Source organism: Streptomyces sp. NPDC006365 (genome assembly GCF_042870755.1).
GTDB lineage: Bacteria > Actinomycetota > Actinomycetes > Streptomycetales > Streptomycetaceae > Streptomyces > Streptomyces xiangluensis.
Genome location: NZ_JBIAHS010000008.1, coordinates 282,153 through 307,853, shown reverse-complemented (window position 1 = coordinate 307,853; position 25,701 = coordinate 282,153). Strand labels below are relative to the sequence as shown.

Below are 25,701 nucleotides of genomic sequence, written 5' to 3'. Positions count from 1 at the left end.
CTCCTCGTAGATAAAGGGGAACGTGGTCACCCGGCCAAACAACGGCCTGCTACGAAGAGCGCGTCGATTACGGACCGCCGTACCAGCGCCTTTCACAACGCCGTACGGCCTCCCTCGCCGAGCAACTGTGACAGCTTACGCGGCGGGAAGGCCGTACCAGAAATCGATCTTCAGGACCGCATCCGGCCTGCTGACCGGCCTACTGCTGACCGGCCTACTGCTGTCCGGGGTTACTGCTCCTCGAACAGGCTCGTCACCGAACCGTCCTCGAACACCTCACGCACCGCACTCGCGATCGTCGGCGCGATCGACAGCACTGTGATCTTGTCCAGCTCCAGCTCACCCGGCGTCGGCAGCGTGTTCGTGAAGATGAACTCACTGACCTTCGAGCCCTTCAGCCGGTCCCCGGCCGGGCCCGACAGCACACCGTGCGTCGCCGTCACGATCACATCCTCCGCACCGTGCGCGAACAACGCGTCCGCCGCAGCGCAGATCGTGCCTCCCGTGTCGATCATGTCGTCGACCAGCACACACACCCGACCCTCGACATCGCCGACCACCTCGTGCACCGTGACCTGATTCGCCACGTCCTTGTCGCGACGCTTGTGCACGATCGCCAGCGGAGCGCCCAGACGGTCACACCAGCGGTCCGCCACCCGCACCCGGCCGGCGTCCGGCGAAACGACCGTCAGCTTCGTGCGGTCCACCTTCTTGCCCACATAGTCCGCGAGCAGCGGCAGCGCGAAAAGATGATCCACCGGGCCATCGAAGAAACCCTGAATCTGGTCCGTGTGCAGATCGACCGTCAGTATCCGGTCGGCACCCGCCGTCGCCATCAGGTCCGCGATCAGACGCGCCGAAATCGGTTCACGTCCCCGGTGCTTCTTGTCCTGACGGGCGTAACCGTAGAACGGCACAATCACCGTGATGCTCCGAGCGGAAGCCCGCTTCAGAGCGTCGATCATGATCAACTGCTCCATGACCCACTGATTGATCGGAGCCGTGTGGCTCTGGATCACAAAGCAGTCCGCACCACGCGCCGACTCCTCGTAACGGACGTAGATCTCACCGTTCGCGAAGTCATAGGCCTTCGTCGGGACAACCCCGACACCCAACTGCTGGGCGACCTCCTCGGCAAGCTCGGGGTGGGCGCGGCCGGAGAAGAACATCAACTTCTTCTCGCCGGTCGTCTTGATCCCGGTCACAGCACTGTCTCCTCAGAGGTTTCTCAGCCGGTCGTCACACGGTGATCCCAGCTGGGTGTGCGGATGTGCACCTATCACGGTACGCCGTCGCAGACGCGCCGATTTCTGGTCAGCTTTCGCTTTCGGCCTCCCGGGAAGCCGCTTCAGCCGCCTTCGCAGCCGCGCTCCCCGGACGCTTCCGAGCCACCCAACCCTCGATATTCCGCTGCTGGCCACGGGCTACGGCCAGCGAACCGGGCGGCACATCCTTGGTGATGACCGAGCCCGCCGCGGTGTAGGCGCCGTCCCCGACCGTGACAGGAGCCACAAACATGTTGTCCGAACCCGTCTTGCAGTGTGAACCCACGGTGGTGTGGTGCTTGGCCTCACCGTCGTAGTTCACGAAGACGCTCGCGGCACCGATGTTGGAGTACTCGCCGATCGTCGCGTCGCCCACGTACGACAGATGCGGAACCTTCGTACCCTCACCGATCGACGCGTTCTTCGTCTCGACGTACGTCCCCACCTTGGCCTTCAGCCCCAGCCGCGTACCCGGACGCAGATACGCGAACGGCCCGACATTCGCCTGAGGCCCGACCTCGGCACCGTTCGCCACCGTGTTGTCCACCCGGGCGCCCGCACCCACCTTGGTGTCCTTGAGGCGGCAGTTGGGGCCGACCTCCGCGCCCTCTCCCAGATACGTCGCGCCATGCAACTGCGTACCCGGATGCACGATCGCGTCCTGCTCGAACGTGACCGTCACGTCGACCCACGTGGTCGCCGGGTCGACGACCGTCACACCGGCGAGCATGGCCCGGTCCAGAAGACGGTCGTTCAGAATGCGACGCGCCTGGGCCAGCTGTACGCGGTTGTTGATCCCCGCGATCTCACGGTGATCGCCGGCCACGGAAGCCCCGACCCGATGCCCGGCCTCGCGCAGGATGCCAAGAACGTCGGTGAGGTACTCCTCGCCCTGACTGTTGTCCGTACGGACCTTGCCGAGCGCATCCGCGAGGAGCTGGCCATCGAAGGCGAAGACACCCGAGTTGATCTCACGGATCTCACGCTGCGACTCGGTGGCGTCCTTGTGCTCGACGATCGCCGTGACAGCCCCCGAGACGCCGTCACGCACGATCCGCCCATAACCGGTCGCGTCCGGAACCTCAGCGGTGAGCACGGTCACGGCGTTCCCGTCGGCGGTGTGCGTGGCCGCGAGCTTCTGAAGTGTCTCGCCACTGAGGAGGGGAGTGTCACCGCACACGACCACTACAGTCCCGTCGACGCCGCCGCCCAGCTCCTCCAGCCCCATCCGCACCGCATGCCCGGTCCCGTTCTGCTCGGCCTGCACGGCCGTACGTACATCCGGATCGATCTCGGCGAGATGTGCGGCAACCTTCTCCCGCGCATGTCCGACCACGACGACCAACTGCTCGGGCTCCAACTCCCGCGCGGCGGCAAGCACATGCCCCACAAGGGAACGGCCACAGATGTCGTGCAGAACCTTCGGTGTGGCCGACTTCATACGGGTGCCCTCACCCGCTGCGAGAACGACTACGGCTGCCGGGCGAATGGCACTCACGGGTTTTGCCCTTCGGCTTTGATGACTGCGATGTCTGATGTCTTCGGGGTGCGGACATCGGCAGGATACCGGGGCGTTGTGCGGAGGAAATGTGTTCGGGGCCCGACCCCGTCCTCCTGGGGCAGGCCCCGAACCGAGCAGGGCTCCCCCGCCAGGACTCGAACCCGGACAGATGGCACCAAAAGCCACAGTGCTGCCAATTACACCACGGGGGAATGAAGCCGACCGAACCGGAAATTCGGTCGGGTCGCCGTGTGGGCACCCAACACTATGCCGTACCAGGCGCCTTCCACGCGACGATACAACTTGGTGCTCTGGGTGACGTAGATGACCAGGCGGCCTCGCTCAGTTGCGCCCTCGCGCCACGCCGTGGACCCGGACGCCGCGAGACGGCTCACCCGGGCACATCCAGGAGAGCCGAAAAAAGTCGGACGGCGATGTCGAGAACGCGTGACCGGCTCCGTCCCTGCTGTGAGCGCGACCACAATGGGTCGCACCAGCACCGAGGAGAAACACGATGGCCAAGTACCTGCTGCTCAAGCACTACCGAGGCGCCCCGGCTGCGGTCAACGACGTGCCGATGGACCAGTGGACCCAGGAGGAGATCGCGGCGCATATGCAGTACATGAACGACTTCGCGGCCCAGCTGGAGAAGACCGGCGAGTTCGTCGACGGCCAGGCGCTCGCCCCCGAGGGAGCGTGGGTCCGCTACGACGGTGAGGGGCGCCCGCCGGTCACCGACGGACCGTTCGCGGAGACCAAGGACCTCATCGCCGGCTGGATGATCATCGACGTCGACAGCTACGAGCGCGCCGTCGAGCTGGCCGGGGAACTGTCGGCCGCTCCCGGGGCGGGCGGGAAGCCGATCCACGAGTGGCTCGAGCTGCGCCCGTTCTACGGCACGACGCCCACCATCACGGAGTGACCTCATCGATGAACGAGGCCATGCTTCGGAGCCTCATCCCGAGCGTGCTCGCCATCCTCGTCCGCCGCGGAGCCGATTTCGCGGCGGCCGAGGACGCCGTGCAGGACGCTCTGGTCGAGGCGCTGCGGGTCTGGGCGGCCGACCCGCCTCGGGATGCCAAGGGCTGGCTGATCACTGTGGCCTGGCGCAAGTTCCTCGACGCGACGCGTGCCGACACCGCCCGCCGCCGGCGTGAGGACCGCATCGAGGAGGAGCCGGCGCCCGGGTCGGCGCCCGCGGTGGACGACACGCTCCAGCTCTACTTCCTGTGCGCCCACCCGTCGCTGACCCCGGCATCGGCGGTCGCGCTCACGCTGCGCGCCGTCGGCGGGCTGACCACCCGCCAGATCGCCGAGGCCTACCTGGTGCCCGAGGCGACCATGGCGCAGCGCATCAGCCGGGCCAAGCGCACCGTCTCCGGCGTGCGCTTCGACCGGCCCGGCGACGTCGCCACCGTGCTGCGCGTCCTCTATTTGGTCTTCAACGAGGGCTACTCCGGCGACATCGACCTCGCCGCCGAGGCCATCCGGCTCACCCGGCAGCTCGCTGCCGCGATCGACCACCCCGAGGTGGCGGGGCTGCTCGCCCTCATGCTGCTCCACCACGCCCGGCGCGCCGCCCGGACCGCGCCCGACGGCAGCCTGGTGCCGCTCGCGGAGCAGGACCGCGGCCGGTGGGACACGAAAGTGATCGCCGAGGGTGTGGAGATCCTGCAGGCGGCCCTCGCCCGCGACCGCCTCGGCGAGTTCCAGGCCCAGGCCGCCATCGCGGCACTCCACGCCGACGCGGCCACCGCCGAAGAGACCGACTGGGTGCAGATCGTCGAGTGGTACGACGAGCTCGCGCGCCTGACCGACAGCCCGGTCGTCCGCCTCAACCGCGCGGTGGCCGTCGGCGAGGCCGACGGACCGCGCGCCGGCCTGGCGGCACTCGCGGCGCTGGACGACTCACTGCCCCGCCACACCGCGGTGGCGGCCTACCTCCACGAGCGCGACGGCGACCTGGCGACGGCGGCACGTCTGTACGCCGAGGCGGCCCACGAGGCACCCAACCTCGCCGAGCGCCACCACCTGACGCGCCAGGCCGCCCGGCTCAACGCCCGCCGGCGCGACTGACGGGCCGCGCCCGGATTCTCCCGCGGCAACCATACGGGGCGCTTTCGCCTCTGTTCGATTACGCGCTGTGGTGTAGGCCAGTGCGGGAAAGTCGCCGGAAAAGGTGGGGTGGACGAACGTAGGCTGGAGGCATGACCACGACGGGGGAAGACTGCACCGCGGCCGGGACGGGGCCGTGGTGGTGGGTGCGGTGGCGGAGTGCGTGGCTCGATGGTGGGCTCGCGTTGGCGTCCACTGTCGAGTGTGCGTTCGAGGGGATTCCGTTCGCTCGGGATGCGGGTTTGCCGGAGCCGGCGGGGATGGTTTTCGGGGCCTTGGCGGGGTCCGTACTGCTGTTTCGGCGCAGGTGGCCGATTGCCGTCGTTCTTGTCTCGATCGCGATCACGCCTGCCGCGATGGGCTATCTGATGGGGGTCGTAGCGCTCTATACGCTGGCCGCCTCCGAGTTGCCGCGGCGGATCATCGGTGCTCTGGCGTCGATGTCGATGGTCGGTGTGCTGATCGTCGCGTATGTGCGGGCGCATCAGGGCGTCGTACGCGGCGATGTGGCGTTCGGCGAGTGGGCCGTGCCGTTCTTGTCGCTGACGACCTCTCTGGGCCTGACCGCGCCGCCGATTCTTCTCGGCTTGTATGTGGGTGCGCGGCGCCGCTTGATGGAGAGCCTGCGGGAGCGGGCCGACTCCCTGGAGCGGGAGTTGCAGCTGCTGGCCGAGCGGGCCGAGGAGCGGGCCGAGTGGGCGCGGAACGAGGAGCGGACGCGGATCGCCCGTGAGATGCACGACGTGGTCGCGCACCGGGTGAGCCTGATGGTCGTACATGCGGCGGCCCTTCAGGCCGTTGCCCGCAAGGATCCCGAGAAGGCCGTCCGGAACGCGGCGCTCGTGGGGGACATGGGCCGGCAGGCGCTGACGGAGCTGCGGGAGATGCTGGGTGTGCTGCGTACGGGGGACGGTCTGTCGCCCCGGACGCAGCCGGTGCCGCTCGCGGCGGTGGGTGCCGCGGCGGCCGCCGCGGCGTCCCGGGCCGTCGACGACGAGGGCGGCGACGGGCCGTGCCTGGCCGATCTCGACGAGCTGCTCGGGCAGTCGGCGGCGGCCGGGATGACCGTGGATCTGTCGGTCGACGGCGATTCGCGTGCGTACCCGCCGGAGGTGGAGCAGACCGCGTACCGCGTGGTGCAGGAGGCGTTGACGAACGTCCACAAGCATGCGGCGGGTGCGAAGACACATGTGCGGCTGGCGCATCGCTCGGCGGAGATCGCCATGCAGGTGGAGAACGAGCCGCCGCCGATACTGGAAGCGGCCTCGGACGCGCGCCTGCCGAGCGGGGGGAACGGCCTGGTGGGCATGAAGGAGCGGGTTGCCGCGCTGGGCGGGGTGTTCGTGTCGGGGCCTACGGACGCTGGTGGGTTCCGGGTGTCCGCGGTGATTCCCGCGGAAGGCTGAGAGAGCCTCGGAACCAGCAGGCTCAGCCAGTCGTCAGGCGTACCGGCTCGATGCCCGACAACAGCCCCGTCAGCGCCTGGTCGACATCGGGGCCCAGGTACCAGTCTCCGGTGTGGTCGAGCGTGTAGACGCGCCCCTCGGAGTCGATCGCGAGCAGCGCGCGGCTCTCGGATTCCTCGCCCAGCGGGCAGACCTGGGCGTCCAGGGCTCGGCCGAGGTCGGCGAGCGTACGGGCCATGTGCAGGCCGTGCAGCGGGTCGAGGTGAAGAGGGGACGGGGCGACCTGCCGGCCGGGCCCCGAGACGGGCACGTGGAGTCCACCGAATTCAGCCCACGCTTCGACGGCCGCCGGGAACACGGCGTGCCGATGTCCGCCCGGGGACTCGTGGTTGCGCAAGGCGTCGGCCCAGTACTCGGCCTGCTTTATGTCCCAGCGGCCCGGCTGCCACCCGGCGGCGCGCAGCGCGGCGTCGACGGGTACGGGAAAGCGGGTCGTGGAGGTGGAGCGGTCGGCGTGCATGGGTCCTACGTTCGTCTGTGCGGCATTCCTGCGGTGCGGATAGGTACGTCTCTACGTGTGGGAAGGCTCACGCCCCCGGTGTCGTCGGGTCGACGATGCGTACGCCGAAGTGGGCGCTGAGCGCGGTGCAGGAGCGGCAGGGCGCGGCGAAGCTGCCGTGCAGCGGGTCGCCGTCCTCGCGGATGTAACGGGCGGTGAGCTTGGCGTTCTTGAGGGATTTGCGGGCTTCGCCGTTGGTCATGGGTTTGCGGGCGGCCCGTTTGGAGCGGGCCGCGTCGGCGGCGCCGAGATGCCGGGAGATGAGGATCGCCTCGGCGCACCGGCCGGTGAAGCGGTCGCGCTGGGCGCTCGTCAGGGTGTCGAGGAAGTCCCGTACGAGCGGGTGGAGCTCGGACAGCTGGTCGCCGCGTGCGGCCGTGCCGGTGAGGGTGGCGCCGCGTACGGAGAGGGCGGCGGCGACGGTGGGCAGTATGCCGTCGCGGCGGTGGCGGAGGGCAGGCGCGTGGGGTCTTTCGGTGCTGCTCCAGCCGACCCGTGGGTCACCGGATGTGCCCGTCTGCGTGGCGCTCATGATCTTGTTTCCTCCCCATCCCCGCGGTGCGGCCGCTGCTGTCACAGCCCCCGGGTGCGGGGACAGAGTGCCAAACTCCGTAGCTGGTGGGGAAGCTGAGGCCACGCGACACGCCTGTTCTTCGTCACAGGGTCACGGCAGGGTGACGGCAGGTCACGGTACTGGTGGCCCGTCCGGCCGGGGCAGAACCGGAGGCCCGGTGACCGGTGTCGTACAACCGCATAGGCTGTCGACATCCACGATCCAATCGGAACGCCGCAGGGGGCAACCGCCATGACGACAGGTCGGCTCGGGCAGCAAGCCGCGCCGCCGAACGCGGCCTATGCCGGGCAGGTCGTACATTTTCCGGACCCGGTCCGGGCCGCCCGTCACCCCAGAGGTGTACGGGTCGACGAGTACGGCTACCCCGACTTCTCGGGCTATGCGCGTGCCGCGGCGGAGATCGCCGAGCCGCCCGAGGGCTTCGGTGTCGATGAACTGCGGCTGACGGACTACGTGTCGGCGAACGCGGCGATGGCGGCCACGGGGCACGAACTGTGGGACACCATCCCGGCGGTGGCGACTCCGCACGGCTGGACCTGGCACCACGTGCCGGGTTCGCGGCGCCTCGAGTTGGTGCCGGTCGAGGTGAAGGCCTTGCTGCGGCATCACGGCGGGCTCGCGACGGCGGCCGTCGACCAGAACAAGAGGGGTACACGGCCCTTGCAGGAGACGCGGCCCGTGCACTTCGGACTGCCGAAGACATCGGTCGCGGTGACCGAGCAGCAGGTGCAGAGCGTCGAGGAGGACTTGGGGTACCGGCTTCCGGGTGCCTATCGCTCGTTCCTGAAGGCGGCGGGCGGCTGTGCTCCGGTGGGGGCCGCGCTGGACGCCGAGTTGGGTCTGCTGGTCGACCAGCCGTTCTTCACCGTGCGCGACGAGGCGGCCGTCAACGACCTGGTGTACGTCAACAAGTGCCTGCGCGACCACCTCACCAAGGATTACCTGGGAGTCGGCTTCGTCCAGGGCGGGCTGCTCGCGGTGAAGGTGAAGGGCGAGCGGGTCGGGTCGGTGTGGTTCTGCGCGTTCGACGATGCCCGTGACCAGGACGCGTGGCCGCCGGCCGAGCGGGTACAGCGGCTGCTGCTGCCCTGTGGTGACGACTTCGACCAGTTCCTGGGCCGGCTCGCGGGCAATCCGCCGGAGCTGGGGACCGTGGCGAACCTGATGGTGGACGGCGGCTTCGCGCGAGCCGTGTCCGTCTCTTCGGTGGGGGAGTGAACGTCCGATGGTGACCTTCGCGCAGGCGCAGGAGCGCGCGGAAGAGTGGATCAATGGTGACGTGCCCTCGTACCAGCATCGTGAGGTGCGGGTGCGGGAGTTCGAACTCGGTTTCGTCGTCTGGGCGGAGGACCGGGCCGAGGGCCCGCGATCCGACGGCGGCGCGCAGCGGCTCGTGATCGCGCGGGACAGCGGGGAGGCCACGTTGTGGCCCTCGCTGCCGGTGGGTGAGGTGATTCGCCGGTACGAGGAGGAGTACGGGCTTCCGGACGCGGCCCCCGAACCGTCGCCGGCGCCTCCGGCGCGGGTGGATCTGAACCAGACGTCGTTCCTGCTGACTCCTCCGGAGTGGTTGCAGGAGGCGGCGGACCGGATGGGGATTCCGAACCGGCGGGAAGGGTCGGGGGCGGGTTCGCCTTCGGGATCTGCCAGTTCGCCCGGTTCGTCCGCCGGTTCGCCGCCGGGTTCTGCCGGTTCGCCCGGTTCCGCGGGTTCGTCCTCGGGTTCGTCCGAGGGAGCGGGGGCTCGTCCGGCTCCCGCCTCTGCCGACGCCGGGTCCGCCAATGGGGCGTCGGGCGGCGGGAGTTCGCCGTCCGGGACGTCCCCGGGCGGGTCGTCCGCTCCTGGTGCTCCGTCGTGGCCGGCCGCCGGGGGCGGTTCCGAGCCGGGTTCCGGTGACGGGCCCGGTGCGCCTCCCGCGGCGACACCGTGGGCCGGGACCGACACCAACGCCGACGCGGGAGAGGACCGTTCCGTGCCGCTGCCCGCGACGGTGTTCTCACCGCCGCTGAGCGACGTCGACGACGACGGCAGGACGCCGCCGCCCACGCCGCCGGACGCAAAGACCGCCCTGATGCACGGCGGCAGCCGGCTTCCGCGCACGGCGGTGGCCCCGGCCGTCGACGACGAGCAGGGATCAGCGGCGCCGGGCACGCCTCCGCCCGGAGCTTCGCAGGGGGCGGGTGCGGCCGGTACTCCGCCGCCCGGTTCGGCGTACGGGTATCCGCAGGGGCCCGGTGCGTCCGCTCCGGGTGGTCCACAGGGGACACCGCCTACGAGTGCACCTGGTACTCCGCTTCCGGGTTCCTCGTACGGGTACCCGCAGGGGCCTGGTGCGCAAGGGGCCCCGCCTCCGGGCGCGCCCGGTACTCCGCCGCCCGGTTCCTCGCACGGGTACCCGCAGGCGCCCGGCACTCCTCCGGGCACACCGCCGCCCGCCGGGCCCAACGCGCCGCAGCCGCTCGCCGGTTCGGGAGCGCCGGGGCGGCCGTTGGCGCCGAATGCCGGTGATATCGCCGACGCCGCGACCAGCAAGGCGCAGTCACCGCCGCGCGGGGCGCGCGGCGGTGGCGCGAATACGCCGCCTCCGCCGGGTGCGCCCGGGACGCCGGGTGCGCGGCCTGGGGGTACGCCTCCGCCGTCCGGCCCCGGCGCGCCGGGTGCCTCGGGAGGCGGTGGGTATGTGCCCACGCAACTCGTTTCGCAGCTCGGTTCTGACGGACCCCAGGGGCCGGCCGCGCCCGGCGGACCTGGTGCTCCGCAGCCGCCCGGTGCTCCCAACCCTCCAGGGGGTACGCCTTCGGGTGGCGTCCACCACCAGGCCACGGTGTTCGCCGACCCGAACCAGCCCGGCGCCGGCTCCGGCTCCGGCGGCCCCAAGCCGCCGGGCCCGCCCGGTGCCCCCGGCCGGCCCGGCACGCCGGGTACGCCTCCGCCGGGTGCGCCGCAGCCTCCGGGCGGTACGCCCTCGGGTGGCGTCCACCACGCGGCGACCATGCTCTCCGGTCCCGGCCCCGGTGGCGCTTCCGGCCCCGGCGCGCCTAAGCCGCCGGGCGCTCCCGGCACGCCGGGTACGCCTCCGCCGGGTGCGCCGCAGCCGCCCGGCGCCCCGAACCCTCCGGGCGGCACGCCCTCCGGTGGCGTCCACCACGCCCAGACGATGCTGTCCGGTCCCGGTCCCGCAGGCCCGGCTACGCCCCCGCCGCCGCAAGGTCCGGGGATGCCGCCCGGTGCGCCTCAGCATCCGACGCCGGGTCAGCCAATGTCGGGCCAGCCCCCCATGCCGGGGCCGGGCGGCGGGCCGACACCCGGCCGGCCCATGCCCGGTCAGCCCATGCCCGGTCACTCCATGCCGGGCCAACAGCCCCCGGCCTACGGCTACCCGCAGCAGGGTCAGCCGACCGTCGGCCCCGGCTATCAGGCCGTACTCCGTTACCGCGCGCAGGACGGTTCCGAGCAGCAGCTCATCCGGCGCTCGGCGCCCGGCACCCCGCACCCGGAGTGGCAGATCCTGCACGAGCTGCGCGCGATGAACGTGCCCCCGCAGCAGGTGCTGGAGCTCCACACGGAGCTGGAGTCCTGTGAACTGCCGGGCGCGTACTGTGCGCGGATGATCCGCGAGAGCTGGCCGCAGGCGAGGATCACCAGCATCGCCCCGTACGGCACGGACCACGCGAGCCGTCAGCAGGGCATGGCCCAACTCATCGCGCATCAAGGCGAGTTGCACCAGGTCGCGGATGGGCCCGCCCGACCGGCGCCGGTGCGCGCGCCGCTGCCGCCGGTGCAGCCCGCGCCGCCGATTCCGCCGGAGGCGATCGGTCAGGAGCTGGCGGCGGCGTTCGGACCGGGGATCTTCCGGTTCGACCAGGCGGCGGTGTCCCGGCAGGGCGTGCCCCCGGTCGTGGCGCACACTCTGGTCGTGGCCGGACTGCCCGTGGACATGAACCCGTTCTTCTGGGCCCAGGCCCAGCCGGGCCGCCCGGTCCCCACGCTCGCCGAACTGGCCCAGGAACGCGGGGTGCAGCCGGCCTCGGACGCGGGCTCATACCTCGTCATGGGCAGCGACTTCGGCAAGGCGATCTGCGTCCAGTACGGCACGGCGAACATCGTGGCCGTACCGGTCGAGGCGGGCCCTGGCGGCGCATCCGTACCGCCGCAGTTCGTGAACACCGGGCTGCCCGAGTTCGCCCGCAGCCTCGCGCTGCTCGGGCGGATGTGGCGCCTGCGCTTCGGCCTGAACCAGGAGCAGGCGGGCCGCTGGACCGTCGACTTCCAGGCCCAGCTGGCCGCGCTCGACCCGGCGGCACTCGGTTCGCCGGAGAGCTGGTGGTCGGTCCTGCTGGAACAGATGTGGGACGGCTTGCTCTGACATCACCTGATGATCGACGTCGGGCCGCGGGCGTCGTGGCCGAGCGCCCCGGCCCGCCGGGACACCCGGCATGACCCGTCGCGTACCTGACGTCCCTTCGCCCCTCGGACGGCCGGTGCCGATGCTCAACCCGGCTGGACGGCCGGCGGTGCCCGGTGTCGTGTATCCGCCGGGGCGGCCGAGGACCACACCCGGCTCCCGGCCGCTGGGCCGGCGGCACCGGTCCGTTCCCGCACCGCTTCGGGCCGTCGGCCGTGTTCGGATGCAGCCGGTCAGGGCTTGTGCGACACGACCGACTCCAGAAGCGTGACGGCCTCGGCCAGCCCGGCCGGGCGCGGCAGACCGGCCGACGTCCGGCCGGCCCAGCCGGGACCGATCGTCAGGACGACCGGTTTGCGGCGGGCCCCGCGTACCCCCCACTCCATCGCGGCGACGTGCTGCGCCAGCGGCCGGCTGGCGGTGGTACGGGACTGTGCCCACAGCCCGACCGCGGCCGGTCCGGTCCGGCGTACGGCCGTGACGAGCGACTCCACGGGCACGGCACCGCCGAACATCCGCACCGGCAGGCCGCGTTCGGCCAGTGCGGCGGCCAGCACCTCCAGCGACAGCGTGTGGTTCTCTCCCGGCACGCAGGCGAGCATCGTGATGGCGCCCGGGCGGTCGGCGATCGCGGAGGGGGTGCTGCGCCGCAGCGCGCCGGAGACGTGCCAGGACAGGAAGTGCTCGACCTCGACGTACTTCTCGCCCGAGCTCTCCCACTTACGGCCGACCGCCTGGAGCGTCGGCGTGATCACCTCGGTCCAGGCGGTGACCAGCCCGTGCTCGTCGATCGCGGCTTCGAGCAGCTCGTCCAGCGCGGCGGCGTCGAGGCGCAGGGCCGCACGGGCTATGCCCTTGCATTCCTGACGCACGTCCCCCAGGCGTAGCCCGCTGCCCGCCCGGCTGCGAGCCCGGACGGCGGGGCGCGGTGCCGCGTCGGCGGCCGGCCGGGTCGGCACCGCTTCTGTCGGGGCATCGCCCCGCACCACGCGCGCCGCCTCGGCGGGCGCAATGCCGGTCGCCGTCAGGGCGCACATCCGCTCCAGCCGTGCCATGTCCCCGGCCGTCCAGCGCCGGTGCCGGCCGCCGGTGTGCGCGTCGGGACCGAGGCCGTAGCGGCGGTCCCAGGTGCGGACCGTGGTGGGTGCCACTCCCAGCCGCCGGGCCACCTCGCCGGTGGTCAGCCCGGCGCCCGCCGGCACGCCCTCGTCATCCCGTTCGTGTACGGCCATGCCTCCACTGTACGACGCACAAACGACGCATGTTGTGCTGCGTCGTTTGTGCGGCGAACCCTGGTTCTCAAGCGCATGGTCGCCGCTCCGCACAGCGCGACCGGTGTGGTCCGGCAGACGGTCTTCCGTCCCGCACGGCGCCCGGCAGGAGGAACCAGGCCATGATCACGAACACGCGACCCACGACCCTCGCCCCGCCCGTGGAGGAGACGCGCTACGAGGAGGAGCTGGCCCGTGGCCTCGTCGCCGCCGATGAGGAGGCGTTCGCCGCGATCTACCGGCGCTGGGGCTCGCTCGTCCACACCATGGCCACCCGGCTGCTCGGTGACGCCCACGAGGCGGAGGACGTGACCCAGCAGGTCTTTCTCGGCGCCTGGCACGGGCGGGCCGGCTTCCGCCCCGAACGGGGGCCGCTCGGCGCCTGGCTGGTCGGCATCACCCGCCGCAAGATCGTCGACGCGCTGGCGGCCAGGACGAGACGATTGACGCTCATCGACTCGGCCGCCCACGACACCGGCGCCGGCGCGGAGCAGGGCGAGACGGCACCGGAGCGCGTCCTGGACCGGGTGCTACTTGTCGACGCCCTGTCCCGGCTGCCGCAGCAGCAGCGCGAAGTGCTCTGCATGGCCTTCTACGAGGACCTGACCCAGGCGCAGATCGCGGAACGCACCGGCATACCCCTGGGGACCGTCAAGAGCCACGCCCGTCGCGGCCTGCACCGGTTGCGCCTGGTGATCGAACAGTCCGCCGCTCCCGGCACGGGTATGTGACCGCGCCGAAGAAGTACCGCCGGCCGCGCATCCGCGGTGGCCCCCACACCTGAAACGGGACCGAGACTCCGCACCGTACGGAGACTCCTTTTGAAGGGAAGATCCCCATGAGCTCCCGAATCCACCTCGCCGTCGCAGCCTCGGCCGGCGCCTGCGCCCTGGCCCTCGGCATGGCCGCACCCGCCGTGGCCGGAGAGCAGGACAAGGCCATGGTGTCCGTCTTCCACGGCATCCCCGGGATGACCGTGGACGTGTACGCCAACGGCGACGAACTGCTCAGCAACTTCAAGCCCGGCACGGTGACGGACCCGCAGTCCCTCGACGCCGGGACCTACGACATCCAGATCTTCGAAGCGGGCAAGGGGCCCGAGGGCACTCCCGCCCTGGAGAAGAAGGTCGAGGTGCCCGAGGGCGCCAACGCCACGGTCGCCGCCCATCTCTCCGTCGACGGCAAGCCCCAGCTGACGGCCTTCGTCAACGACGTCTCGCAGGTCGGCGCCGGCAAGGCGCGTCTGACGGTCCGCCATGTCGCGGCCGCGCCCGCCGTCGACGTCCGGGCCGGCGGACAGCCCGTCTTCAGCAACCTCACCAACCCGAAGGAGGACACCGCCGAGGTCGACGCGGGCACGGTCAACGCCGACGTGGTGCTCGCCGGTACGGACACCGTGGCCATGGGCCCGGCCGACCTGAGCCTCAAGGAAGGCACCAGCAACGTCGCTTACGCCTGGGGCAGCGCCGACGACAAGAACCTGGCCCTGAAGACCCAGTCCTTCAGCGGCATGGCATCGGCGCCCAAGGGCGTCGACGCGGGCGGCAGCGGTGCCGCCGTCACCCCGAACTCCTCCGACACGTGGCCGGTCTGGGCCGCCGCGGCCGGAGTGGTCACGGTGACGGGCGTCCTGGCGGCCCGCAGGGTCGCCGGCCGGCGTGGCTGACAGCACGCGACGGCTGACCGGACTGACCGTGGCGGCTGCCGCTCTGGCAGCCGTCCTCGGCCTTCCGGACGGGCCGCCGCACCCGGCCGCGCCCCCGCCCGCCGTCGTGGCCGCGACCTCCGGACGTACGGACGGGGCGGCCGCGGAGGCGGACTCCGGCACGGCGCAGGATCCGCCGCCCCGGCGCGTCCTGGTGCGCGACGTGGGCCTCGCCGCCCGGGTCGGTGCGGTGGGCGTGACGGACCGGGGGGACATGACCGTCCCCGACGAGCCCTCCGTGGCCGGCTGGTACCGCCACGGCCCGGCACCCGGCAGTGAGCGGGGGTCGGCCGTGCTCGTCGGGCACGTCGACAGCGACACCGGTGAGATCGGTGAATTCGCCACGTTGTACGACGTGCGGCGCGGGGATCGTGTCGAGGTGCGGCGGGCGGGGGCGGAACCGGTGCACTACCGCGTCGTCTCGCGCGTCACCGTGCCGAAGGACGAGTTGCCCTCCTCGGTGTTCCGCCGGTCCGGTGTCCCTGTACTGACGCTCATCACCTGCGCGCCGCCGTTCGTCCCCGAGCGGGGCGGCTATCTGTCCAACCTCGTCGTCACGGCGGAGCCCGTCGAGTCGCGGGGGCCGGGGGACGGGAGGGCGTAGTGGTCCACGTAGAGCCCGCGCACCTGGTGGAACTGGCGCTGCGGAACACTCCGCCGACCGACGACGACACCGAGGCCCTGCGGCACGTCGAGCGGTGTGACCGCTGCCGCGACGCGCTGCGGATGATGACCCGTGTCGTGACCGCCGCCCGCACCGCCGAGCTGGTGGACCTGCCGACCGCACCCCCGGAGCGGGTCTGGCACCGCATCGCGCAGGGCGTGTCACGCGAGTCCGCCCCACCCCGACCGCCCCCGAGGACCCTCGGCCGCAGCACAAAGCGGAAGCTCCTCGCCGTGGTCGCCGGCACCGTCGCCCGCCGCACGTTGAAGCGGAACGTCTGATGCGGAGTCGGCCAACTGCGGAAGCGTGAAGTCCGGGGCGGCTGTGCCAGCACGGAGCTCCATCCCGACAACTTCCGGCCCGGTCGATCGACCAGGCCCGCACTTTTGTCATCCGACTTGTCATCCGACCCTTTACTGCGTCCGCCCCCTTTACCGACCGAACGGGCGGAGTGTCGCATTATGAACACTTCCGTCTGATCTACCAGGATGTGCGGCACATCATGCTGTACGCCGCCGAAGAGGGGATTCGAGGATGAGCAGCGCATCGGGCGCATCGGTGTCACCTCATGGCTTCATGGCCGTACGAGGCCGTGGTTACCGTCCCGAGCAGGTGGACGCGTACGCCGCGGAACTCTCGCAGGACCGCGACGCCGCGTGGGAACGAGCCGCCCGCCTGACCGTACTGGCCAAGGAGATGGAGGCGGAGGCAGGCCGGCTGGCCGAGCAGCTGGCCGCGCTCCCTCCGCAGACGTACGAGACGCTCGGCGAAGGTGCCGCGCACCTCTTCGAACTCACCAAGGAGGAAGCGGCGGCCGTCCGCGAGAACGCCCACCGGGAGGCGAGGCGCGCCCTGGAGACGGCGGAGTCCGAGGCCGACCGGGTACGCGAGGCGGCACGGGCGGAGGCCGACGCGGTACGGGCTGAGGCGGACGAACGGGCCCGTCAGCGTCTGCTGGCCGCCCAGGCCGAGGCCGACGAACTGCGTATCGCCGCACGCCTGGACGTGAAGGAGCACCGCGGCGAGGCAGTGGCCGCACTACGCGACATGCGTGAACGCTCAGAGGCGAAGCTGGCCGAGCAGGCCAAGGAACACGCCGGCCGCTTGGCCGAGGTGGACCGCGCAACGGCGGAACAGGAGGCCGCCCTGGACGCACAGCACGCTCCGCAACTGTCACGAGCCGAGGCGGCCCTGGCCGAAGCCGAACGAGCCCTGTCCGAGGCCCAGGCCGCAACGCGTCACCTTCAGGAGGACGCAGAGTCCCAGGCCACGGCCCTCCTGGCAGAGGCCCAAGCCCGCGAGACCCGAATCGCCCACGAAACGGAACGCCTGCTCCGAGCACACGCAGAGCAGAGGGACGAAGTGCAGGCCCACATGAACCACGTACGGGACAGCTTGGTGACGCTGACGGGCCAAGCGACGGGTGAATGAAGCTAACGCCCTCGCCGGACCACCCCCGCCAGAATCCAGCCCTCAACCGCCTCATACTGCCGCCGCTCCTCCTCCGCCTGCCGCCGCCCGGAGACCACCGTCCCCAACCATCCGAAGGCGAACCCGAGCGGAATGGACAGCAGCCCGGTCGTGGTGAACGGAAACCACGTGAAGTCATGGTCAGGGAACGCCGAAATGGGCGACCCGGACACCAAGTTGGTCCCGGTCATCAACACGAACGTACTGACCGAGCCTCCAATCAACGTACAAAGCAACCCCACCCGCGTATAACGCCGCCAAAACAGCCCGTACACCAGCGCAGGCGCGATTGCCGAAGCCCCGATGCAAAACGACAACGTCACCAGCGGCTGCAAGCTCCGATGCTGGACAAGCGTGGCCAGCAGAATCGTCGGCACGCCCACGGCCGCCGCCGACACCCGGGCCAACGTCATCTCACGCCGAGGCGACAACTGCTTCCGGCCATGAGCGAAGACGTCATGCGCAAGAGAGTTGGCGCAGGCGAGAATCATCCCCGCCACAGACGCGAGCACGGTCAGAAAGATCGCGGTCGTGACGGTCGTGAACAACAGCGTCTCGGCAGTCGACACGTCCGCCCCGAACACGGCCCGCGAACCCAGCAGATACGCCGTGTTGCCCTGCGGATCCACCGCAGTGATCGCTTCCCGCCCGATCATGGCGACCGTACCGAAGCCGACCACCGTGATGATCAGCACGAACAGCCCCACGGCCGGCACCGCCCAGGACATCGACCGCCGCACCTCGCGCGTACTGCCCGCGGTGTACATGCGCATGGTGATGTGCGGCAGCACCGCGGCGCCGAGCACCACCGTCAGCTCCGAGGTGATCATGTCGAGTTCGGAACTCGGCCCACCTGAGAACTGCAACCCCGAGTTCAAGAAGGCCGACCCCGCCCCACTGCCCTCCGCCGCCGCGTTGAACAGCCCACCGAGATCCCAGTCGAACCTGTTGAGGATGAGTACGGAGATGACGGCGCCGGAGCCGAGCAGGATAAGGATCTTCAGGATCTGGATGAGGGCGGTGCCCTTCATGCCGCCGATCGCCGCGTAGCTGATCATCAGCGTGCCGAGCCCGATGATGCAGCCGGTCTTCAGCGCGTCGCTGGAGAAGCCGAGGAGAAACGCCAGCAGATCGCCGGTACCCGCGAGTTGGACCAGCATCATCGGCGTCAGTGCGGCAAGCGTCACGACACAGGCCGTGATGCGTACGGAGCGTCCCGGCATCCGGCGCGCGAATACGTCGCCCATGGTGAACCGGCCCGCGTTGCGCAGCGGTTCGGCCAGCAGGAACATCAGCAGCATCAGGGACAGGGCGGTGCTCAGGGCGAGTACGACCCCGTCGTAGCCGAACAGCGCGATCACACCGCCCGTACCGAGCACGGTCGCGGCGGAGATGTAGTCGCCCGCGATGGCCAGGCCGTTGCGCATCGGCGACAGCGAGCTGTAGCCGGTGTAGAACTCGTCGAGGTCGTCGTGGTCGGGGCCGGTCATCACGCACAGCAGCAGCGTGATGGTGGCGATGACCGTGAACGCCACCAGTGACATCGCCTGCGCGGAACTGCTGAACCCGGTCATCGGGCGGCCTCCGCCCGCTTGGCGTCCAACTCGGCCTGTTTCCTTATTCGTTCGGCGATCGGGTCGACGGTGCGGCGGGCCGTGTACTCGTACAGCACGATCGCCGCGCAGGTGACGGGCACCTGGATGAGCCCGAGCAGCAGTCCGAGGGGAAGTCCGTTGGTGACGTCCTGCGTCATGAACTCGGGCGCGTACGCGGACAGAACGAGAAAGAGCGTGAAGTAACCCAGCGCGGTGAGCGTCGCCACGCGCCGCTGCCATCGGTACGCCGTGCGCAGGACGCGGATGTCGCTGTGGTGGCCGAGCGCGGCGTGCCGGTGCTGGTGGCGCGCGGGTTCGGGCTCCGGCTGCGGCTGTGGCGCCCAGGGATAGGTGGAGTAGGAGGGCGACGAGTCGTGCGGCGGTCGAACTGGGTAGGACGCGGACGGTTCGTAGGACATCCCGGTTTTCCTTGCGTGGCTCGGGCCCGGTACGGGCCGCAGGGAACGGTTGGGAATGGGCTGGAACGAGCCACGCACGCTACTCGGCGTCCTGGAGATGCGCTGCCTTTTCACCAAACTGATCGGTCGGTATGCGCTTACTGCGCTGACCTCGGGTGTTACCTCCGTTAACCCCACTTGCCCCACTGGTCAGTTATGACGAAAACGTAAACATCAAGAAGTCCGTGCGCCGGGCCGCCGGCCTACTCCGCCTCGCCCTCACCGCATGGCGGCTGCTCGACGGCTGAGCACACACTGGAGGCATGAACGCAGACGACAGGAATCCTCTGGCCCGGGGAAGCGTGGCGACCAGGCTGCCCGCCCAGGACCTGGACCGGGCGCGGCGTTTCTACTCCGAGCAGCTCGGTCTGGAGCCCGTCGACGAGCGGCCCGGCGGGCTGTTGTACCGGTGCGGGGGTGTGGAGTTCGCGGTGTTCCAGTCGACGGGAGCCTCGCCCGGCACCTTCACCCAGATGGGCTGGCAGGTCGACGACATCGAGGCAGTCGTGGCGGACCTCAAACGGCGCGGCGTGGTGTTCGAGGAGGTCGACGTGCCCGGGCTTCGGACGAGGAACGGCATCGCGGACATCGACGGCCACTATCCGAGCAAGGGCGCCCGGGGCGAACGCGGCGCCTGGTTCCGTGACAGTGAGGGGAACCTGCTGGGTATCGGCGAGCCGGTCTACTGAGCAGGGCGGCACCCGGCCCGGAGGGCGGGGCAGGTCAGTAGCCCTTTGTTGCCCGCCATACCGGACCAAGTTACTCAGAGAAGTCGGATCCTTCGCTGCGCGCCAGTTCGACCAGTTCGGAATTCCGGAGGTCACCGTCCCCGGACGTCATGATCTCCCGCACTCCGTCGGCCATCGGCAGCGTCTCCGGCGAGAGCGACGCCTCCGCCGGGCCCGAGCCCCCACTTCCTGGTGAACAAGAGGGGCCGATCACGAGTCGGCAGCGCTCTTCAGAACCGGAAACCGTCGCGGCGCCATCAACAACAGGACCAGGAAGGCGAGTCCGGCCGCGCAGGCAGCTCCGTAGTAGACCGCGTGGACCGCGTCGGCCACCGCGTGGCGGAGGGGTTCGGAGAGGGTGCCCGAGTCGAGGGAGCGGGTGACCGAGTCGAGGTCGCCGGCGCCGCCCAGGCGGGTGGCGAGCACGCCGTTGGCGATCGCTCCGAACAAGGCCGCGCCGAGTGTTTGGCCGGTCTGGCGGCAGAAGAGTACGGAACCGGTGGCCGTGCCGCGTTCGGACCAGACGACGATCGACTGGACGCCTATGAGCAGGGGGAGTTGGAACAGGCCGAGCGCGGCGCCGAGGAGGAGCATGAGCAGGGCCGGCTGCCAGGGTTCGCCGGGGTAGGGCAGGAACGGGAACGCGAGCAGGAGCAGCGCAGCCGTACCGATACCGATCAGCGCCGAGTTGCGGAAACCGATTCTGCGGTACACATGCTGGCTGAGTGCCGCCGACACCGGCCAGCTCAACGTCCATACGGAGAGCACGAATCCAGCCGCTACGGGGGCAAGACCGAGGACTGCCTGGGCGTAGGTCGGGAGGAACACCGTCGGTGCCACCATCAGCAGACCCAGCGCGCCCAGCGCCAGATTGACCGCCGCGATGGTGCGGCGGCGCCAGACCCAGCCGGGGATGATCGGTTCGGCGGCCCGGTGTTCGATCACCACGACGAGTGCGACGAGGGCAAGTCCCGTACCCATCAAGGCGATTGAGGGAGCGGAAAGCCAGGCCCACGCGACTCCGCCCTGCACCAGCGCCGTCAGCAGGACGCCGCCGCAGGCAAAGACCGCGAGCGCGCCCGCCCAGTCGATACGGGGACGGGGGCCGGGCGTGCGTGCTGGTTCGTGCAGGTGGCGGACGATCAGCCACAGGGCCAGCGCGCCGATCGGCAGGTTGATGAGGAAGATCCACCGCCAGTCGGCGTACGCCGCGAGGACTCCGCCGACCGCCGGGCCCGCGACCGCCGATGTCGCCCAGACCGTGGACAACTTCGCCTGGATCTTGGGGCGTTGCTTCAGGGGGTAGAGATCGGCGGCGAGCGTCTGGACGGTCCCCTGGAGGGCGCCGCCGCCGAGGCCCTGGACGATACGGAAGGCGATGAGCGCCGCCATGTTCCAGGCGAGCGCGCAGAGCAGGGAACCGAGCAGGAAGATGGCCGCGCCCGCGATCAGTACGGGCTTGCGGCCGAAGGTGTCGGAGAGCTTGCCGTAGACGGGGAGCGTGACCGTCACGGCCAGCAGATAGCCAGAGAACAGCCAGGAGAAGACGGAGAAGCCGCCGAGGTCGCCCACGATCTGCGGTACGGCGGTCGACACGATCGTGGAGTCGAGCGCGGCCAGGCCCATCGCGAGCATGAGCGCGGCGACGACGGCACGGCGTCTTCGGGGCTCGACCTGCTCGGCGGCCGGTGCGGACGGTATGCCGGTGTCCTGCCCCTGCCCCTGGGTTTCCTCCTGACTCACGGGTTCCGTTCCCCCATTCCGTTCCCCTTGCATCTATCTGCCGGAGGACACTCTCTCACTTCGCCCTCCCGCCGTGGCGGGTATGACTCCGACTGGGCTCAAGGGCGGAGCCAACCCCTAGGACCTCTCCGCCGACGGGTGGAGATCCCGTAGGGGTACCTCCGTACTACGGCCGGGGGAGGCTTCGTACCGCCGGAGGACGAGAGGCGGCATGCACCGTCCTTAACCTGGCTTTACGCCGCTGAGGGCGGAGTACCGCAGCTCCGGAGGTGGGGTTTACCCCAGGAAAAGACTGCGCTGGGCACCAGCGCGCCGGACCCCCTCCCGCCGCCAGACTCATTCCACGTGGAAGAGCACGCGGACCACGCACAGCACGCAGACGATGCATACAACCTGCTGACCGACTTAGGAGACATACCGTGACTTCGGCTGTGACCATTCCCAGGCACGGGGGCACTGGAGGGCGTACGGCCGTTGCCGCGCGGGCGCGGCAGGTCGTCAAGGCATACGGATCCGGGGAGACCCGAGTCGTCGCCCTGGACCACGTCGACGTGGACATCGCGCGGGGCCAGTTCACCGCGATCATGGGCCCTTCGGGGTCCGGCAAGTCCACGCTGATGCACTGCCTCGCCGGCCTCGACACCGTCACCTCCGGGCAGATCTACCTGGACGAGACGGAGATCACCGGCCTCAAGGACAAGAAGCTCACCAAGCTGCGCCGGGACCGGATCGGCTTCATCTTCCAGGCCTTCAACCTGCTGCCGACGCTGAACGCGCTCGAGAACATCACTCTGCCCATGGACATAGCGGGCCGTAAGCCGGACCGCGGCTGGCTGAGCCAGGTCGTCGAGACGGTCGGCCTGAGTGACCGGCTGAAGCACCGGCCGACCCAGCTCTCGGGCGGCCAGCAGCAACGCGTCGCCGTGGCACGGGCGTTGGCCGCGCGGCCCGAGATCATCTTCGGTGACGAGCCGACCGGGAACCTCGACTCCCGCGCCGGAGCCGAGGTGCTCGGCTTCCTGCGGCGCTCCGTCGACGAGCTGGGCCAGACCATCGTGATGGTCACCCACGACCCGGTGGCCGCCTCGTACGCGGACCGGGTGCTGTACCTGGCCGACGGACGGATCGTCGACGAGATGTGGAAGCCCACCGCCGAAACCGTCCTGGACCGGATGAAGGACTTCGACGCCCGGGGGCGTACGTCATGACCGTCATGAAGACCTCGATGCGCAACTTCTTCGCGCACAAGGGACGTATGGCCCTCTCGGCCGTGGCGGTCCTGCTGTCGGTGGCCTTCGTCTGCGGAACGCTCGTCTTCACCGACACGATGAACACGACGTTCGACAAGCTCTTCGCGGCCACCTCGTCCGACGTCCAGGTCAGCGCCAAGGGCGCCTCGGACACCGGTGAGACCCAGGCCGACAACGGCAAGCCGCCGGTCATGCCCGCGTCCGTGCTGGGCGAGGTGCGCAAGGCGGAGGGGGTCAAGTCCGCCGAGGGCACCGTCTTCTCCACTTCGGTGACCGTCGTCGACGCCGACAAGGACAGCCTCTCGCCTTCGGGCGGCGCCCCGACCATCGTCGGCAACTGGAACGCCAACGAAGCCCGCACCATGAAGATCTCCTCCGGCAACGCCCCGCGCGGACCGGACCAGATCATGGTCGACGCCGACACCGCAGACAAGCACCACCTGAAGCTCGGCGACGAGATCGGCGTCATCACGGCGGTGGGCACGCACCGGGCCAAGGTCTCGGGCATCGCGAAGTTCGAGGTCACCAACCCGGGTGCCGCGATCTTCTACCTGGACACGAAGACCGCGCAGAAGGCCCTGGTCGGCGACACCGGCGTCTACACCAACGTCAACATCACCGCTGCCTCCGGCTTCAGCGACGCCCAGGTGAAGAAGAACGTCACGGCCGCGCTCGACAGCGGCTACCAGATCCAGACGGCCAAGGAGGTCGCGGACGCCAACGCCGAGGACGTCGGCGATTTCATGGGCGTGATGAAGTACGCGATGCTCGGCTTCGCCGGGATCGCCTTCCTCGTCGGCATCTTCCTGATCATCAACACCTTCTCGATGCTCGTCGCCCAGCGGACCCGCGAGATCGGCCTGATGCGGGCCGTCGGGTCGAGTCGCCGGCAGGTCAACCGGTCCGTGCTCGCCGAGGCGCTGCTGCTCGGTGTCTTCGGCTCGGTGCTGGGGGTCGGTGCGGGCGTGGGCCTGGCCATCGGCCTGATGAAGCTCATGGGCGCCACCGGCATGAACCTCTCCACTGACGACCTCACCGTCGCCTGGACCACCCCGGTGGTCGGCCTGGTGCTCGGCGTCGTGGTCACCGTGCTCGCCGCGTACCTGCCCGCCCGGCGGGCCGGCAAGGTCTCGCCGATGGCGGCGCTGCGGGACTCCGGGGCGCCGGTGGACGCCAAGTCCGGTGTCATACGGGCTCTGCTGGGCCTGGTCCTTACGGGCGCCGGCGGTTACGGGCTGTACCTCGCGTCCCAGGCCGACAAGGCGAGCGAGGGCTCGATGTGGCTGGGCGGTGGTGTGGTGCTGTCGCTGATCGGCTTCGTCGTCATCGGCCCGCTGCTCGCGAGCGGCGTGGTGCGGGTACTGAGTGCCGTGGTGCTGCGGATCTTCGGACCGGTCGGGCGGATGGCCGAGCGGAACGCGCTGCGCAACCCGCGTCGTACGGGGGCGACCGGCGCCGCGCTCATGATCGGCCTCGCGCTGGTCGCATGCCTGTCGGTGGTCGGCTCGTCAATGGTCGCGTCGGCTACGGACCAGCTGGACAAGACCGTCGGTACGGACTTCATCATCCAGTCCGACAGCGGCCAGCTGATCACGCCGCAGGCAGTGCAGGCGGCCAGGTCGGCGGAGGGCCTGAAGGGGGTCACCGAGTACAAGTGGACCGAGGCCGACTTCACCACCCCCGACGGCAAGACGCTCAAGGAAACGGCCATCACGGCGGCCGACCCGAGCTACGCCACGGACCTGAACACCGAGACGGTCGCAGGGAACCTCAAGGACGCCTACCGGCCCGACTCGATGTCCGTCCACGAGGACTTCGCCAAGGCTCACGGCATCAGCCTCGGCTCGAAGATCTCGGTCGCCTTCAAGGAAGGCTCCACCGCCCGGCTGACGGTCCGTGCGATCACCAGCAGTGAGGTCGTCATCGACCAGGGGGCCATGTACACATCCATCGACACGATGGCCAAGTACGTCCCCGCCGACAAGATGCCGCTCGACACGATGGTCTTCGCCTCGGCGAAGGACGGCCAGGAGACGGCCGCGTACAAGTCGCTGAAGACCGCGCTGGACGACTATCCGCAGTACACCGTTCGCGACCAGACCGACTACAAGGAAGCGCTGAAGGACCAGATAGGCCAGCTCCTGAACATGATCTACGGCCTGTTGGCCCTGGCGATCATCGTCGCGATCCTGGGTGTGGTGAACACGCTGGCGCTGTCGGTGGTGGAGCGGACACGGGAGATCGGTCTGATGCGGGCGATCGGCCTCTCGCGGCGTCAGCTGCGGCGCATGATCCGTCTGGAGTCGGTGGTGATCGCCCTGTTCGGCGCCCTCCTGGGCCTTGGCCTGGGCATGGGCTGGGGCGCGACCGCCCAGCAGCTCCTGGCCCTGGAGGGCATGAAGGTCCTGGAGATTCCGTGGCCGACGATCACCGGAGTGTTCCTGGGATCCGCGTTCGTGGGGCTGTTCGCAGCGCTGGTACCGGCGTTCAGGGCGGGCCGGATGAATGTACTGAACGCGATCGCAACGGAGTAGCTGCGCAGGCTTCTGTGGACGGGGGTACGGGGGTACGGGGGAAGGAGCCCGGCGCCGGGGGGCGCCGGGCTCCTTCAGTTGTTCGTTTTCGGGTGCGGGTTTGTGGGTGGCTGGTCGCGCAGTTCCCCGCGCCCCTGGGTTCGTTGGGGGTCGGGGCCGTGGGCCGGTGCGTCAGCCCGTCGCAGGGTGGGCATACGGCCCTCCGGCTCACACAAGGCGCGGGTGACCTGAGACAGAACCTACGCGACGGGCGTACGACGCACCGGCCCACGTCCCCTCCCGCCGGTGGGAGAGCGCGGGTAGTTGGGGGTACGGGCTTTCAGGGTGCCGGTCCGTTCGGGGGCGGGGAGTCGCAGTCTTTTGCCTTTTAGGGGCGCGGGGCTGTATCAATTTGCGGCTCCGCCGCGATGGGGGTCCCCCCGCTCGAGCGAAGTCGAGAGTGGGGGAGAAGCCGAGAG

The 25,701-nt window shown here is 70.1% G+C and carries 21 protein-coding genes and 1 tRNA gene; 13 read left to right on the top strand and 9 right to left on the bottom strand.

Translation table 11 applies throughout. From position 1 onward, the window contains the following. Positions 1 to 230: 230 nt before the first annotated feature. The 3 genes from ACFYO0_RS23605 to ACFYO0_RS23595 form a co-directional block, all read right to left on the bottom strand. Positions 231 to 1,205 (bottom strand): ribose-phosphate diphosphokinase, encoded by a 975-nt coding sequence (locus ACFYO0_RS23605; protein ID WP_388679200.1) that lies wholly within the window; start codon positions 1,203 to 1,205, stop codon positions 231 to 233. Positions 1,206 to 1,314: 109 nt separating this feature from the next. After that, on the bottom strand, positions 1,315 to 2,763 hold the full coding sequence (gene glmU / locus ACFYO0_RS23600; protein WP_388679197.1) for a bifunctional UDP-N-acetylglucosamine diphosphorylase/glucosamine-1-phosphate N-acetyltransferase GlmU: 1,449 nt from the start codon (positions 2,761 to 2,763) through the stop codon (positions 1,315 to 1,317). Positions 2,764 to 2,906: 143 nt separating this feature from the next. Beyond that, a tRNA-Gln gene (locus tag ACFYO0_RS23595) sits at positions 2,907 to 2,978 on the bottom strand. A 302-nt stretch (positions 2,979 to 3,280) separates the two neighbouring features. On the opposite strand from ACFYO0_RS23595, the gene ACFYO0_RS23590 reads away from it, so the two are divergent. The 3 genes from ACFYO0_RS23590 to ACFYO0_RS23580 all read left to right on the top strand — a co-directional run bounded on the left by ACFYO0_RS23590 (position 3,281) and on the right by ACFYO0_RS23580 (position 6,287). Further along, positions 3,281 to 3,688: a YciI family protein gene (locus tag ACFYO0_RS23590; RefSeq protein WP_388679195.1), complete on the top strand. Its 408-nt coding sequence runs from the start codon at positions 3,281 to 3,283 to the stop codon at positions 3,686 to 3,688. Positions 3,689 to 3,696: 8 nt separating this feature from the next. Next, positions 3,697 to 4,842 carry an RNA polymerase sigma factor gene (locus tag ACFYO0_RS23585; protein ID WP_388679493.1) on the top strand — a complete coding sequence of 382 codons (1,146 nt, stop codon included), beginning with the start codon at positions 3,697 to 3,699 and terminating at the stop codon, positions 4,840 to 4,842. 131 nt (positions 4,843 to 4,973) lie between these two features. Further along, on the top strand, positions 4,974 to 6,287 hold the full coding sequence (locus tag ACFYO0_RS23580; RefSeq protein ID WP_388679193.1) for a sensor histidine kinase: 1,314 nt from the start codon (positions 4,974 to 4,976) through the stop codon (positions 6,285 to 6,287). 22 nt (positions 6,288 to 6,309) lie between these two features. Here the strand turns inward: ACFYO0_RS23580 and ACFYO0_RS23575 are convergent, their stop codons facing one another. Beyond that, positions 6,310 to 6,807, bottom strand: a complete 498-nt coding sequence (locus ACFYO0_RS23575; protein ID WP_388679190.1) for an SUKH-3 domain-containing protein — start codon at positions 6,805 to 6,807, stop codon at positions 6,310 to 6,312. Positions 6,808 to 6,874: 67 nt separating this feature from the next. Next, the gene (locus ACFYO0_RS23570) at positions 6,875 to 7,378 is read right to left on the bottom strand and encodes a YwqJ-related putative deaminase (RefSeq protein WP_388679188.1); all 504 of its coding nucleotides are present in this window, start codon (positions 7,376 to 7,378) and stop codon (positions 6,875 to 6,877) included. A gap of 273 nt (positions 7,379 to 7,651) precedes the next feature. Between ACFYO0_RS23570 and ACFYO0_RS23565 the strand changes: the two genes are divergently transcribed. Both ACFYO0_RS23565 and ACFYO0_RS23560 read left to right on the top strand, forming a co-directional pair. Continuing rightward, positions 7,652 to 8,638, top strand: a complete 987-nt coding sequence (locus ACFYO0_RS23565) for an SMI1/KNR4 family protein (RefSeq protein ID WP_388679186.1) — start codon at positions 7,652 to 7,654, stop codon at positions 8,636 to 8,638. Positions 8,639 to 8,645: 7 nt separating this feature from the next. After that, positions 8,646 to 11,786, top strand: coding sequence for an SUKH-4 family immunity protein (locus tag ACFYO0_RS23560; RefSeq protein ID WP_388679183.1), 3,141 nt, complete (start codon positions 8,646 to 8,648; stop codon positions 11,784 to 11,786). A 272-nt stretch (positions 11,787 to 12,058) separates the two neighbouring features. Here the strand turns inward: ACFYO0_RS23560 and ACFYO0_RS23555 are convergent, their stop codons facing one another. Then, positions 12,059 to 13,057, bottom strand: coding sequence for a MerR family transcriptional regulator (locus tag ACFYO0_RS23555; RefSeq protein WP_388679181.1), 999 nt, complete (start codon positions 13,055 to 13,057; stop codon positions 12,059 to 12,061). A gap of 161 nt (positions 13,058 to 13,218) precedes the next feature. Between ACFYO0_RS23555 and ACFYO0_RS23550 the strand changes: the two genes are divergently transcribed. The 5 genes from ACFYO0_RS23550 to ACFYO0_RS23530 all read left to right on the top strand — a co-directional run bounded on the left by ACFYO0_RS23550 (position 13,219) and on the right by ACFYO0_RS23530 (position 16,896). Beyond that, complete coding sequence (locus ACFYO0_RS23550; RefSeq protein ID WP_388679178.1) at positions 13,219 to 13,827, top strand: RNA polymerase sigma factor; 609 nt, start codon at positions 13,219 to 13,221, stop codon at positions 13,825 to 13,827. A gap of 107 nt (positions 13,828 to 13,934) precedes the next feature. Then, a complete protein-coding gene (locus ACFYO0_RS23545; RefSeq protein WP_388679175.1) occupies positions 13,935 to 14,762 on the top strand; it encodes a DUF4397 domain-containing protein in 828 nt (275 codons plus the stop codon). Further along, positions 14,755 to 15,405 (top strand): class F sortase, encoded by a 651-nt coding sequence (locus tag ACFYO0_RS23540; protein ID WP_388679172.1) that lies wholly within the window; start codon positions 14,755 to 14,757, stop codon positions 15,403 to 15,405. The genes ACFYO0_RS23545 and ACFYO0_RS23540 overlap by 8 nt, the downstream gene beginning before the upstream one ends. Further along, a complete protein-coding gene (locus tag ACFYO0_RS23535; protein WP_388679169.1) occupies positions 15,405 to 15,746 on the top strand; it encodes a hypothetical protein in 342 nt (113 codons plus the stop codon). Before ACFYO0_RS23540 ends, ACFYO0_RS23535 begins: the two co-directional genes overlap by 1 nt. A 253-nt stretch (positions 15,747 to 15,999) precedes the next feature. Beyond that, positions 16,000 to 16,896: a cellulose-binding protein gene (locus ACFYO0_RS23530; protein ID WP_388679167.1), complete on the top strand. Its 897-nt coding sequence runs from the start codon at positions 16,000 to 16,002 to the stop codon at positions 16,894 to 16,896. Between the two features lie 2 nt (positions 16,897 to 16,898). On the opposite strand, the gene ACFYO0_RS23525 is transcribed toward ACFYO0_RS23530, so the two are convergent. Next, positions 16,899 to 18,509, bottom strand: a complete 1,611-nt coding sequence (locus tag ACFYO0_RS23525; RefSeq protein ID WP_388679164.1) for a cation acetate symporter — start codon at positions 18,507 to 18,509, stop codon at positions 16,899 to 16,901. After that, positions 18,506 to 18,949: a DUF485 domain-containing protein gene (locus tag ACFYO0_RS23520; protein WP_388679161.1), complete on the bottom strand. Its 444-nt coding sequence runs from the start codon at positions 18,947 to 18,949 to the stop codon at positions 18,506 to 18,508. The genes ACFYO0_RS23525 and ACFYO0_RS23520 overlap by 4 nt, the downstream gene beginning before the upstream one ends. A 302-nt stretch (positions 18,950 to 19,251) precedes the next feature. Between ACFYO0_RS23520 and ACFYO0_RS23515 the strand changes: the two genes are divergently transcribed. Beyond that, the gene (locus tag ACFYO0_RS23515) at positions 19,252 to 19,677 is read left to right on the top strand and encodes a VOC family protein (RefSeq protein ID WP_388679159.1); all 426 of its coding nucleotides are present in this window, start codon (positions 19,252 to 19,254) and stop codon (positions 19,675 to 19,677) included. 249 nt (positions 19,678 to 19,926) lie between these two features. Here the strand turns inward: ACFYO0_RS23515 and ACFYO0_RS23510 are convergent, their stop codons facing one another. Continuing rightward, positions 19,927 to 21,492, bottom strand: coding sequence for an MFS transporter (locus tag ACFYO0_RS23510; RefSeq protein ID WP_388679156.1), 1,566 nt, complete (start codon positions 21,490 to 21,492; stop codon positions 19,927 to 19,929). 386 nt (positions 21,493 to 21,878) lie between these two features. Between ACFYO0_RS23510 and ACFYO0_RS23505 the strand changes: the two genes are divergently transcribed. Continuing rightward, complete coding sequence (locus ACFYO0_RS23505) at positions 21,879 to 22,667, top strand: ABC transporter ATP-binding protein (protein WP_033323132.1); 789 nt, start codon at positions 21,879 to 21,881, stop codon at positions 22,665 to 22,667. Beyond that, the gene (locus tag ACFYO0_RS23500) at positions 22,664 to 25,243 is read left to right on the top strand and encodes an ABC transporter permease (protein ID WP_388679154.1); all 2,580 of its coding nucleotides are present in this window, start codon (positions 22,664 to 22,666) and stop codon (positions 25,241 to 25,243) included. The genes ACFYO0_RS23505 and ACFYO0_RS23500 overlap by 4 nt, the downstream gene beginning before the upstream one ends. Positions 25,244 to 25,701: the final 458 nt, after the last annotated feature.